The following is a 10,911-nucleotide window of genomic DNA, read 5'->3' as shown; positions in this document are numbered from 1 at the left end:
GGCGGCACCGTCACGCCGAGCTGGCCCAGCATGTTGTTCAGGCTTTGCGTGGTGAAAGGCGTCTGCATGGTCTGGTCGCCGCTGCCGTCCAGGCCCACCATCAGGCCGTAGCCGATCAGCGGGTTGTCGCGCACGCCCTGGATGCTGGCGAGGTCCTTGATGCGTTCGGCTTTCGCGTGCGGCACGGCCAGGACGGCCACCATCACCACGGCCGGCGGCAGCAGGCACAGCTTCAGCAGGTACGCAAAAGCCGCGAGCGGGCCTCGGCGGCGGTGGCCGTGGCGGGGAATGGAAGTTTTGGGGGTGCGCATGATGGTGCTCAGAACGGCAATACGTTGAGGAAGACGCGCTGCAGCCAGCCCATGGTCTGCGCCTCGTCGATGTAGCCCTTGGCGCTGTATTCGATGCGCGCGTCGGCCACCTGGTTGGAAGGCACGGCGTTGTTGGCGCCCACGGTGCGCGGGTTGACCACGCCGGAGAAGCGGATGTATTCCGTGCCCTGGTTGATCAGCATCTGCTTTTCGCCGCTGACCAGCAGGTTGCCGTTGGCCAGCACTTCCACCACCGTGACCGTGATCACGCCGTTGAAGGTGTTCTTGGAATTGGCGCCGCCCTTGGCGCTCATGGTGTTCTTGCCGCTGGCGTCGGCATCCTGGTCGCTCGATATCAGCCCGCTGAGCAGCTTGGGCACCAAGGTCAGCAGGGAAGTGGCGCTGCCGCTGCGGCTGGCATCGGCGGCGGAGTTCTTGCTGGCGTTGATGTTCTCGCTGACCACGATGGTCAGGATGTCGCCGACGTAGCGCGGGCGCCTGTCTTCAAACAGCGCCTGGGTGCCGAAGCCGGTCCGGTAGATGGAGCCGTAGGCGGGCCCGGCCTGCCGCGGCTGCGTCTCGGCGCGCGCCGTCATGGGCTGTTGCACGATGGGCTCGCGCGGGATCTGGGCGCAGCCGCCCAGCAGCAACCCGACGGCGGCCGCCATCCAGCCGCAGGCGCGGCGGGTGTGCGCTATCGGGTGGCGCATCACAGCTGGGCCAGGCGCGCGAGCATCTGGTCGGAGGTCTGCACCGCTTTGCTGTTGATCTCGTAGGCGCGCTGGGTCTGGATCATGTTGACCAGCTCTTCCACCACGTTCACGTTCGATGACTCGACGTAACCCTGGTTCAGCACGCCCGCGCCGTTCTGGCCCGGGGCGGTCTGGTTGGCGCCGCCCGAAGCGTCGGTTTCGACGTAGAGGTTTTCGCCCTTGCTTTCCAGGCCGGCGGGGTTCATGAAGGTCGCCAGCTGGATCTGGCCGATCTGCACGTTGGCGCTGCTGCCGCCCTGCGTGATGGAGACCGTTCCGTCGCGGCCAATGGTCATGCCGGTGGTGTCCTGCGGCAGCGTGATGGCCGGCTGCAGCGGGTAGCCGTTGGCCGTCACGAGCTGGCCGTTCTGGTCGGGCTGGAAGGAGCCGTCGCGCGTGTAGGCGGCCGTGCCGTCGGGCATCAGCACCTGGAAAAAACCGCCGCCGTTGATGGAGACGTCGCGCGGGTTGTCGGTCTTGGTCGGGTTGCCCTGGGTGTGGATGCGTTCCGTCGCCACCACGCGCGCGCCGGTGCCTATCTGCAGGCCCGAGGGCATGCGGGTCTGGTCGGAGGTCTGGCCGCCGCTCTGGCGCAGGTTCTGGTACAGCAGGTCTTCAAACACCGCGCGGCTGCGCTTGAAACCCGTGGTGCCCACGTTGGCCAGGTTGTTGGACACGACGTCGAGCTGGGTCTGCTGCGCATCCAGGCCGGTCTTGGCGATCCAGAGGGAACGAATCATGGGGGAACTCCTGCGAAAGTAAAAGCTTGCAAGGGATGAAGCGGCGGCGGCCGGCTTCATGCCGATTTAAAAAGGGGTGGCTGCCGTCAACCATTGCCCAGCAGCTTGTTGGCCTGCTGGTCGTTGCTTTCGGCGGTCTGCACGGTCTTCATCTGCATTTCGAAGCGCCGCGCGTTGGAAATCATCTGCACCATCACCTCCACCGGGTTGACGTTGCTGCCCTCGAGCGCGCCGGTCTGCAGGCGCACGTCGGGGTCGGCCTGCGGCGCCGGGCGGCCCGCCTGCATGCGGAACAGGCCGTCGTCGCCGCGCACCAGGTCGGCATTGGCCGGGTTCACCAGCTTCAGGCGTCCCACCTCGGCGGCGCCCACCACCGGGTCGCCGGCGCCGATTGCCGTGATGACGCCGTCGCCGCCCACCACCAGGGAAGAGCCGGGCGGTACCACCAGCGGGCCGGCGTCACCCATGACGGGGCGCGAGTTCATGGTGGTGATCTGGCCTTCGGCGCCGACCTGCAGGCTGCCCAGGCGCGTGTAGGCTTCGCTGCCGTCGGGCATCTGCACCGTCAGCCAGCCGTCGCCGCGCACCGCGACGTCCAGCGCGCGGCCGGTCTGCGTCAGCGGGCCCGCGCTCATGTCCGCGCCCGGCGTGGTGGCCACCACCATCGCGCGCGTGCCCATTTCCTCGCCGGTCACGGGCACCGCGCGAAAGCTGTTGATCTGCGCGCGAAAGCCGGGCGTGGACGCGTTGGCCATGTTGTTGGCTACCGAAGCCTGCTGGTCCAGCGCCTGCTTGGCGCCGCTCAGGCCGATATAAATCATCCGGTCCATGCTGTCCTTCGTTTTCTGTTTTTTCTTTTTGCAGATGCCTTGCGGTCAGCCCGGCATCAGCGCATGTTCACCAGCGTCTGCATGACCTGGTCCTGCGTCTTCACCGTCTGGGCGTTGGCCTGGTAGGTGCGCTGCGCGATGATCAGGTTCACGAGTTCGGCGGTCAGGTCGACGTTGGAGGCTTCCACCGCGCCGGAGGCCAGGGCGCCCAGCTTGGTGCCGCTGCCGGGCGCGCCGGTCAGGGGCTGGCCGGATTCGGCGGTCTCGGCCCAGACGTTGTCGCCCTTGGGCTGCAGGCCGTTGGGATTCACGAAGGAAGACAGCACGACCTGGCCCAGGGTCTGGGTCTGCTCGTTGGAGTACTTGCCGGTGATGGTGCCGTCTTCATTGATGGCGAAGGCCGTCAGCTGGCCGGAGGTGAAGCCGTCCTGCGTGAGTTTTTTCGGGTCGTTGGCATTGCCGAACTGGGTGGAGCTGGTCAGGTCCATCGAGAAGCCCATGGCGCTGGAGCCGTTGGCGAAGTCCAGGCCGGCGAAGTTGATCTTGCCGCCCACCAGCGTCGAGGGCGCGCCGGCGACCAGGTTGCCGTTGGTGTCGAAGCTCAGGGTGCCGGTGGCCAGCGGCGCGCTGTTGGCGACGACGGGCGGGCCGGCGGGCGTGGGCGCGGCGATCATGCCGCCGGTAGCGTTGAGCGGGTAGCCGTCGGCGGTGGCGTAGACGCTCCAGGCGTTGGCGCCGGTCTTCACGAAGAAGGTGGCGATTTCGTGCGAGTTGCCCAGCGAGTCGTAGACCTTGACCGGGTTGGAATAGCTGTAGGTGGCCGAGTTGTTGGCATCGAAAGGCGTGGCCGCGGGAACCGGCAGGCGCGAATCGAGGTTGTACTGCGACACGATGCTTTGCGTCGCGTTGGGCGCCATCGCGCCGGTGGGCAGTTGCAGCGGGCCGGGCGTGCCGCCGGCGACCGTGCCGTTGGCCGAGAGCTGGTAGCCGGTCAGGCGCAGGCCGCCGGCGTTGACGATGAAGCCGTCGGCATCCTGGTCGAACTGGCCGTTGCGCGAATACATGACTTCGCCGCTGGGGCTGGCCATGCGGAAGAAACCGTCGCCGTTGACGATGGCCACGTCCAGCCCGCGCGTGCTGCTCTGCACGGCGCCGGCGCTGAAGTTCTGCACCACCGCGGCAACCCGCGTTCCCAGGCCGACGCGGGAGCCCGCGTAGACGTCGGAGAACAGCGTGTTACCCGACTTGAAGCCGACGGTGCCGGAGTTGGCGATGTTGTTGCCGATGACGTCGAGATTGCTGGCGGAGGCGTTCAGGCCACTCACCCCTTGTGCGAAACCCATGGTGTTTCCTTTTTATTCAGTTGTTGCTTGCTTGCGGTTGAAGGGAAATGGGCGAGTGCCCCCGGCTCAAAAAATTCGGAAAAAAATCAGAGCACCTGGCGGACTTCGTCCAGCCCGGCCTTGCGGTCGCCGCCCAGGTCCAGCGAGGCGCCGCCGTAGACCTGCGCCACGCTGGCGACCTTGCCGTAGGTCAGCGCCAGCGACTGCACGTCGTCGGTGCCGGCCTTGGCCGTCACGCTCAGGGTGTAGGCGCCGTCCGGTGCGGTGGTGCCGGTGCCCGTCTTGCCGTCCCAGTCGATCATCTTCACGCCCGGGGGCAGCGCGCCCAGGTCGAAGGTGCGCACGGTGTCTCCGGCGGCGTTCTTCACGCTCACCGTCACCGCGTCGGCGGCGCCGGCCAGGTCAATGCCGAATTTCTCCGAAGCACCGTCCTTGACGGCCACTTCCTTGCCCGGCACCAGCACGGTGCGGCCTATCAGCGCGGCCGACTGCAGCACCTGGCTGGAGCCGCTTTGCGCCAGCAGCGACTGCACCGCGCCGTTGAGTTTTTCGATGCCGCTGACGGTGCTCATCTGCGCCAGCTGCGAGGTCAGCTCGGCGTTGTCCAGCGGGTTCAGCGGGTCCTGGTTGTTCAGCTGCGTGACCAGCAGCTTGAGGAAGCGCTGCTCGCTGTCGGCGGTGGAGCCCTGCTGGGACACCATGGAACCCAGCGCGGCGGCGGGGTCGTAAGAGGCGGGGGCGTTGACGGCCATCAATCTTCTCCTGTGTGGGGGTGAGGTGCGCGGCGCTTACTGGCCGACGGTCAGGGTTTTGAGCGCCAGCGTCTTGGCGGTGTTGAGCACCTCGACGTTGGCCTGGTAAGAGCGCGAGGCCGAGATCATGTTGACCATCTCCTCCACGGGATTCACGTTGGGCATGGCGACGTAACCCTCGGCATTGGCCAGCGGGTTCTTGGGGTCGTGCTGCATGCGCAGCGGCGAGGGGTCTTCAATCACGCGGGACACGCGCACGCCGCCTATCGCGTCGCCCGGCACCGGCGTGGTCTCGAACACCACCTGGCGCGCGCGATAGGGCTGGTTGTCCGGGCCGGAGACGCTATCGGCATTGGCCATGTTGCTGGCGGCCACGTTCATGCGTTGCGACTGCGCCGTCAGGGCGGAGCCGGCGATCGCGAAGATACCGCTGGAGCTGTTGAAATTCGGCATGTGCTGTAACCTTTTGCTTCTTGTTGTTGGTCGGGTTGTTTATTGGGTCGCCGCCAGCAGCGACTTGATCTTCGAGCTGAGCAGCGTGAGGTTGGCCTCGTAGCGCATCGCGTTGTCGGCGAAGTTGACGCGCTCCATGTCCATCTCCACCGTGTTGCCGTCGATGCTGGACTGCGCGGGCGTGCGGTACAGCAACTCGCCCTCGCCGCCCGCATGGGCTTCGCCGGCTATATGGCGCGCCGAGGTGGTCGACATCGTCATCGACATGGACTGGCGGCCGCGCTCCACCGCCTCCGTGAGGCGGCTGCTGAAATCGAAGTCGCGCGCCTTGTAGTTGGGCGTGTCGGCGTTCGCGATGTTGGCCGACAGCACTTCCTGCCGCCGCGCCCTGAGGCTGAGCGCCTCCTGGTGAAAGCGCAGTGCCGAATCCAGTTTGTCGATCATCTTTCTCTCCGTCGTTTCAGCTGTTACCCGGCTGTTGCGCACACGCGCCGCCGCCATCGGTCCGAAAAATAATTGTAGGAATTGCCGGCTTTCGCAATCAGCGGAACAGACGGCGTTTCATCGCCCAATTCGGGCCTTCCGGGTGGCGTCCAAACGCATTCCGGCGCTTACGCATTGCACTACCGGCGGGTGCTTTTCAATCGAATGAACAACAGGTGGATTGCCGCGCACTTCAAGCCTTGGGCCGCGCAAGGGGCTCCTAGAATCCAGGCCTGTTACCGCTATTTATGCAAATGCGAATACAGGCATCCTGGTTTTCAATTTGCGTAAATCCGCGAAATCTGTGGATAGAGATTTATCCGCAGATTTCACCGATTTACGCAGATGAAGACATCCCGGCGATATACGGGTTGTGGTTGTGATCAAAGCCTGTCCATTGAAAGTTTTCATCAACATGCCCGCGCCCATCACCCTGCTTTCACGGTTTGCGTCCAGCCTTGTGCTGGTGATGGCCGGCGTCGCCGCCTTGAACCCGCCGGCCCGCGCCGCGACCTCGCAGCCCGCGCCCCTGGCCGGCGAGGCGCGCCCCGTCATCGAGCAGTTCCTGCAGAACCAGGCCGCGGGCCTGCCCGGCAAAGTGGTGATCACCATAGATACACCCATGTCCGGCGCGCTGCCGGCCTGCGACGCGCTGGAGCCCTTTTTGCCCGGCGGCGCGCGCCTGTGGGGCCGTGTCTCGGTCGGCGTGAAATGCAACGCGGGCCAGCCCTGGACGCGCTACGTGCCGGCCTATGTCGCCGTGCACGGCAGCTATTACGTCGCCGCCAGGCCCATCAGCGCCGGCCAGGTGCTGTCCCTGGCCGATGCCGCCGTGCGCGAAGGCGACCTCACGGCCCTGCCGCGCGGCGTGGTCGTGGACGCAGCCCAGTTCGACGGCGTCACGGCCCTGAACAGCATCGCCTCGGGCGCCCCTTTGCGGCGCGAGTCGCTGCGCGCCGCCGTCGCGGTGCAGCAGGGCCAGAACGTGCGCCTGCGCGCGCGCGGCCCCGGTTTTACCGTCAGCACTGAAGGCAAGGCAATGGCCAACGCGGCCGTCGGCGCCCTGCTCCAGGTCAGGACTCCCGGCGGCCAGCTGCTCAGCGGCACGGTGCTGGCGGACGGCACCGTGGAGCGGATCCAATGAATTTCGGGTGTTTTTTGCAAATGCACCCTAAAGTTTTCACCCGGGTTGCCGTTATGTCGGTGATATCCCTCTGAGGAATACCCTATGAACATCCAGAAAACCTTCACATTCCTCAAGAATGTGGCCGATACCGTCGCACCCGCCTCCACCCGTGAAGGCCGGCCCGCCGCTGAAACGCCGGCCACCGCCAGCCTGGCGCGCCAGGCCTCGGCCGCGCCGCTGCTGTCGAGCCAGTCCGACTTCGACGCCGCCCGGGTGGCGCGTATCCGCGAAGAGATCAGTGCCGGCCGCTACCAGGTCAACACCGGCAAAATCGCCGACGGCCTGATGGCCACCGTGCGCGACCTGCTGGGCGAAGGCAAAAAATGAGCAAGATCCTGGTCGACCTGCTGAGCCGGGAGCACGCCGCGATCGGCGTGTTTCTCGAATTGCTGGGCCAGGAAGCCCAAGCCATGACCGACGGCGACTTTGCCGAACTGCCCGGGCTCGCCGAACGCAAGGCCCGCATGGCCGAACAGATTGCCCACATAGGCACCCGCCGCGACGCGCAGCAGGAAGCCCTGGGCTACGGCCCCGGACGCCGCGGCGCCGATGCCGCGGCCGCCGCCGGCGACGCGGCGCTGAAAACCACCTGGCGCGAGCTGCTGGCCCGCGCGGAACAGGCCCGCGACCTTAACCACCGCAACGGCGTGATGGTCCACACCCACCTGGACTTCACCCGCCAGACCCTGAACTTCCTCAAGGCCGGCGGCCAGCCGCTGTACGGGCCGGACGGCACGCACCAGTCGGGTGGTAGCGGCAACCGGCTCGCGGTCGGCTGAAACGCTCCTGCTCCATCCCCCGCTGGGGAAGGGATAAGCTCTCGGGCCGGCTCTTGCTCCGGCGGGGCGCCTCGCCCTTTGCATAGGTTTGCTGGCCGGGGGTTGCCCGGCGGCAACTCACTTTTCTTTTGCTTCGCCAAAAGCAAAGTAAGCAAAAGAAAAGGCGACCCTGGTTGCTGCGTCCCTTCGCTTCGCTACGGGCAGCCTGCGGTGCTCGGTCCAGCCGGGGTCAAAAACAACTCGCCTTCGGCTCAGACAAGTTTTTGCCCTGATCCGTCTGGCCCTGCGCTCCTCGGCGCATCCACAAGGGGTGGGGACAAGGAATACCAAATCCAAATACTGAAACCACAAGGACTCGCCAAGGCGAGTCCTTGTTTGTCTTGGTTTGTTCTTTGGTATTTGTCTTCTGTCCCCGCTCCCGATTGCCCCGTCCTGGCTGGGCCGAGGAGCGCAGACGTAGGCGGATCAGGGATCGCGCTTGTTTGAGCGAAGCGAGTTTGCGCGAGACCCCGCCGTAGTCGAGCACCGCAGGGTGCCCGAAGCGAAGCGTAGGGACCCAGACTGCGGGTCGCCTTTTCTTTGGTGACTTTGGTGTTCGCGTAACTTCGCTGCGCGAAGTGAGCGAACCCCGCGCGCGCAGCGCGCCTTTTGGCGAACAAAAGAAAACCCGCTTTGCGGGTTTCGCCAAAGTTACTTGCCGCCGGCAACCCCGGCCAGCAAGCCCATGCAGAGGGCGCGCCGCCGGAGCAAGACCCGACCTTAAAACGTCTCCCAGCTCCCGCCGCCGGCCATGGCCAGATCGCCCGTGGGTGCGATGGGTTTGCGCTGTGGCGCGGCAATCGCCTTCCGGGCCCGGGGCGGTTGTTTGGGCGTTGCGGCCGGGCGGGCCACGCTGCGCTGCGGCTGTTGTTGAGCAACCTGCTCGTGCGCGCGGTCCATCTTGAACACGCTGACCACCTGCGACAGGTTGGCCGCTTGCTCCTGCAGCGACGATGCGGCGGCGGCGGCTTCCTCGACCAGCGCGGCATTTTGTTGCGTGACCTGGTCCATCTGCGTGATGGCCTGGTTGATCTGTTCGATGCCCGAGGTCTGTTCCTGGCTGGCGGCGGTGATCTCGGCCATGATGTCGGTCACGCGTTTGACACTGTCCACGATCTCGTCCATGGTCTTGCCGGCTTCGGCGACCTGGCTGCTGCCCTCTTCGACCTTGCTCACCGAATCATCGATCAGGGTCTTGATTTCTTTCGCGGCGGCGGCGCTGCGCTGCGCCAGGTTGCGCACTTCAGCGGCCACGACCGCAAAGCCCCGGCCTTGTTCACCGGCCCGTGCAGCTTCAACAGCGGCATTGAGCGCCAGGATATTGGTCTGGAAGGCAATGCCGTCAATCACACCAATGATGTCGACGATCTTCCTTGAAGACGCATTGATCGCACCCATGGTGCCGACCACTTCGGCCACCACGCTGCCACCCTTGACGGCGACGCTGGAAGCCGACACGGCCAACTGGTTCGCCTGCCGCGCATTGTCGGCATTCTGTTTCACGGTCGACGTGAGTTCTTCCATCGAAGCGGCGGTTTCTTCCAGCGAGCTGGCCTGCTGCTCGGTACGCGACGACAAATCATGGTTGCCGGCGGCGATCTGGCTGGACGCGGTGGCGATGGTGTCGGTGCCGCCGCGCACATTGCCGACGATGCCGACCAGGTTGGCCTGCATGGTCTTCAGGGCCTGCAGCAATTCGGCTGCTTCATCCTTGCCCACACTTTCGATAGGCTGGGTCAGGTCGCCGTCGGCGATAAAACGCGCGCTGCTGGCGGCCTGGCGCAGCGGGCCGGTGATGGAGCGGGTCAGCACCACAGCCGAAGCAGCGCCCAGCAGCAGGGCCAGCACCGAGCCGACGATCAGGATCAGCCGGCCCTGGGCGGCGTTGGCTTCGGCCTTTTCCAGCGATTCGTCATAGCGTTTCTGCTGGAATTCCTCGAGTTTGTGGATGCTCTCGCTGTAGCTGTCGGCCAGCGGCTTGAGCTCGCGCTCCAGGATGGCGGTGACGTCTTCCCCGGCCTGCCTTCTTTTGAGCACGGCGGCGCGCGGTGTGCGGTAGGCTTCGCGCCTGGCATCGATGTCGGCGATGAGTTTTTTGCCTTCGTCCGACTGGATCAGCTCGATCAGGCGCTTGCGCGAGGCCGTGGAGATCTCCGAGGTCTTGTCCATGTCGGCCTGCCACATCGGGATGCGGCTGGTGTCGGCGTCCATGATGGAGGCGCGGGTGCGCACCCAGTTCAGGTCAATGGTCTGGCGCCATTGCACGGCCATCTTGAGTTTTTCGTTGTCGGCGGTGCCGAGCTGGTGCGTCGTGTCGGCCAGGCCCTGCAGGCGCCAGACGCCGATGGCGGAAATCGCCGCCATGATGAGAAGAATCAGGCCGAAGGCCAGCGCCAGGCGGCTGCCGACCTTGATGTTGTTGAGTGTCATGGTTCAAACTTTCAGAAAAACAAGGGGTGGATCGAAGCCGGCTGTTGTGGGTTGTTGTACGGCGGAAAATCGCGCGCTGTCACGGATGGCGGGACGCGCTTAAAAAGTTTCCCAGCTTCCGCCGCCGGCCATGGCGAGCCCGCCCGCGGGCGCGGCGGGCTTGCGCTGCGGCGCGGCAATGGCTTGCCGGGATTTCGGCGGCTGTTGGGGCGTCGCGGCCGGGCGGGCAGGCGGGCGCTGCGGCGCGCGGGCTTGCACGTTTGCGGCGTCGACACGGAACACGCTGACCACCTGCGACAGGTTGGCCGCTTGCTCCTGCAGCGACGATGCTGCTGCGGCGGCTTCTTCGACCAGCGCGGCATTTTGCTGCGTGACCTGGTCCATCTGCGTAATCGCCTGGCTGACCTGTTCGATGCCGGCCGTCTGCTCCTGGCTCGCGGCCGTGATCTCGGCCATGATGTCGGTCACACGTTTGACGCTGTCGACGATCTCGTCCATGGTCTTGCCGGCTTCGGCCACCTGGCTGCTGCCCTCTTCGACCTTGCTCACCGAGTCATCGATCAGGGTCTTGATTTCTTTTGCGGCGGCGGCACTGCGCTGCGCCAGGTTGCGCACCTCGGCGGCCACCACCGCAAAGCCCCGGCCTTGTTCACCGGCACGCGCGGCTTCGACCGCGGCATTCAAGGCCAGGATATTGGTCTGGAAGGCAATCCCGTCGATCACGCCGATGATGTCGACGATCTTCCTGGACGACGCATTGATGGCGCCCATGGTGCCGACCACCTCGGCCACCACGCTGCCGCCCTTGACGGC

13 protein-coding genes are annotated in these 10,911 nt (G+C 65.7%); 3 read left to right on the top strand and 10 right to left on the bottom strand.

Translation table 11 applies throughout. The features are described from left to right. From ACLV8F_RS24280 to flgB, 8 genes are all read right to left on the bottom strand, one after another. Window positions 1-311: flagellar basal body P-ring protein FlgI (locus ACLV8F_RS24280; protein WP_411886760.1), on the bottom strand; the 311-nt coding region annotated here is incomplete at its 3' end. 8 nt (window positions 312-319) lie between these two features. Then, on the bottom strand, window positions 320-1,021 hold the full coding sequence (locus tag ACLV8F_RS24275; RefSeq protein ID WP_411886759.1) for a flagellar basal body L-ring protein FlgH: 702 nt from the start codon (window positions 1,019-1,021) through the stop codon (window positions 320-322). Beyond that, window positions 1,021-1,803: a flagellar basal-body rod protein FlgG gene (gene flgG, locus ACLV8F_RS24270; RefSeq protein ID WP_411886758.1), complete on the bottom strand. Its 783-nt coding sequence runs from the start codon at window positions 1,801-1,803 to the stop codon at window positions 1,021-1,023. Before flgG ends, ACLV8F_RS24275 begins: the two co-directional genes overlap by 1 nt. A gap of 86 nt (window positions 1,804-1,889) precedes the next feature. Further along, the gene (locus tag ACLV8F_RS24265) at window positions 1,890-2,633 is read right to left on the bottom strand and encodes a flagellar basal body rod protein FlgF (RefSeq protein ID WP_411886757.1); all 744 of its coding nucleotides are present in this window, start codon (window positions 2,631-2,633) and stop codon (window positions 1,890-1,892) included. A gap of 56 nt (window positions 2,634-2,689) precedes the next feature. Then, window positions 2,690-3,976 (bottom strand): flagellar hook protein FlgE, encoded by a 1,287-nt coding sequence (flgE, locus tag ACLV8F_RS24260; RefSeq protein ID WP_411886756.1) that lies wholly within the window; start codon window positions 3,974-3,976, stop codon window positions 2,690-2,692. An 86-nt stretch (window positions 3,977-4,062) separates the two neighbouring features. Then, window positions 4,063-4,728: a flagellar hook assembly protein FlgD gene (locus ACLV8F_RS24255; protein WP_411886755.1), complete on the bottom strand. Its 666-nt coding sequence runs from the start codon at window positions 4,726-4,728 to the stop codon at window positions 4,063-4,065. Between the two features lie 36 nt (window positions 4,729-4,764). Continuing rightward, a complete protein-coding gene (gene flgC, locus ACLV8F_RS24250; protein ID WP_411886754.1) occupies window positions 4,765-5,181 on the bottom strand; it encodes a flagellar basal body rod protein FlgC in 417 nt (138 codons plus the stop codon). Between the two features lie 39 nt (window positions 5,182-5,220). After that, window positions 5,221-5,625: a flagellar basal body rod protein FlgB gene (gene flgB / locus ACLV8F_RS24245; protein WP_411886753.1), complete on the bottom strand. Its 405-nt coding sequence runs from the start codon at window positions 5,623-5,625 to the stop codon at window positions 5,221-5,223. A gap of 436 nt (window positions 5,626-6,061) precedes the next feature. Here flgB and flgA point away from each other — a divergent pair, with 436 nt between their 5' ends. The 3 genes from flgA (at window position 6,062) to ACLV8F_RS24230 (ending at window position 7,629) form a co-directional block, all read left to right on the top strand. Further along, window positions 6,062-6,808, top strand: a complete 747-nt coding sequence (gene flgA / locus ACLV8F_RS24240) for a flagellar basal body P-ring formation chaperone FlgA (protein ID WP_411886752.1) — start codon at window positions 6,062-6,064, stop codon at window positions 6,806-6,808. 84 nt (window positions 6,809-6,892) lie between these two features. After that, window positions 6,893-7,177, top strand: a complete 285-nt coding sequence (gene flgM / locus ACLV8F_RS24235) for a flagellar biosynthesis anti-sigma factor FlgM (protein ID WP_411886751.1) — start codon at window positions 6,893-6,895, stop codon at window positions 7,175-7,177. Continuing rightward, the gene (locus tag ACLV8F_RS24230) at window positions 7,174-7,629 is read left to right on the top strand and encodes a flagella synthesis protein FlgN (RefSeq protein ID WP_411886750.1); all 456 of its coding nucleotides are present in this window, start codon (window positions 7,174-7,176) and stop codon (window positions 7,627-7,629) included. Before flgM ends, ACLV8F_RS24230 begins: the two co-directional genes overlap by 4 nt. Before the next feature lie 759 nt (window positions 7,630-8,388). On the opposite strand, the gene ACLV8F_RS24225 is transcribed toward ACLV8F_RS24230, so the two are convergent. Together ACLV8F_RS24225 and ACLV8F_RS24220 are read right to left on the bottom strand one after the other, a co-directional pair. Continuing rightward, entirely contained in the window at window positions 8,389-10,098 is a 1,710-nt protein-coding gene (locus tag ACLV8F_RS24225) for a methyl-accepting chemotaxis protein (protein WP_411886749.1), read from the bottom strand. A gap of 99 nt (window positions 10,099-10,197) precedes the next feature. Beyond that, the coding region (locus tag ACLV8F_RS24220) for a methyl-accepting chemotaxis protein (protein ID WP_411886748.1) at window positions 10,198-10,911 on the bottom strand (714 nt) is incomplete at its 5' end.

It is taken from the genome of Polaromonas sp. YR568, from assembly GCF_943369675.1.
Classification (GTDB): domain Bacteria; phylum Pseudomonadota; class Gammaproteobacteria; order Burkholderiales; family Burkholderiaceae_C; genus Polaromonas.
This window is presented reverse-complemented; position numbering and strand designations above follow the sequence as displayed.

Coding starts and splice junctions, on each gene's coding strand:
- ACLV8F_RS24275 (WP_411886759.1), bottom strand. CDS start 1,021: ATGCGCCACCCGATAGCGCACACCCGCCGCGCCTGCGGCTGGATGGCG.
- flgE (WP_411886756.1), bottom strand. CDS start 3,976: ATGGGTTTCGCACAAGGGGTGAGTGGCCTGAACGCCTCCGCCAGCAAT.
- flgC (WP_411886754.1), bottom strand. CDS start 5,181: ATGCCGAATTTCAACAGCTCCAGCGGTATCTTCGCGATCGCCGGCTCC.
- ACLV8F_RS24230 (WP_411886750.1), top strand. CDS start 7,174: ATGAGCAAGATCCTGGTCGACCTGCTGAGCCGGGAGCACGCCGCGATC.
- ACLV8F_RS24255 (WP_411886755.1), bottom strand. CDS start 4,728: ATGGCCGTCAACGCCCCCGCCTCTTACGACCCCGCCGCCGCGCTGGGT.
- ACLV8F_RS24265 (WP_411886757.1), bottom strand. CDS start 2,633: ATGGACCGGATGATTTATATCGGCCTGAGCGGCGCCAAGCAGGCGCTG.
- flgM (WP_411886751.1), top strand. CDS start 6,893: ATGAACATCCAGAAAACCTTCACATTCCTCAAGAATGTGGCCGATACC.
- flgB (WP_411886753.1), bottom strand. CDS start 5,625: ATGATCGACAAACTGGATTCGGCACTGCGCTTTCACCAGGAGGCGCTC.
- flgG (WP_411886758.1), bottom strand. CDS start 1,803: ATGATTCGTTCCCTCTGGATCGCCAAGACCGGCCTGGATGCGCAGCAG.
- ACLV8F_RS24225 (WP_411886749.1), bottom strand. CDS start 10,098: ATGACACTCAACAACATCAAGGTCGGCAGCCGCCTGGCGCTGGCCTTC.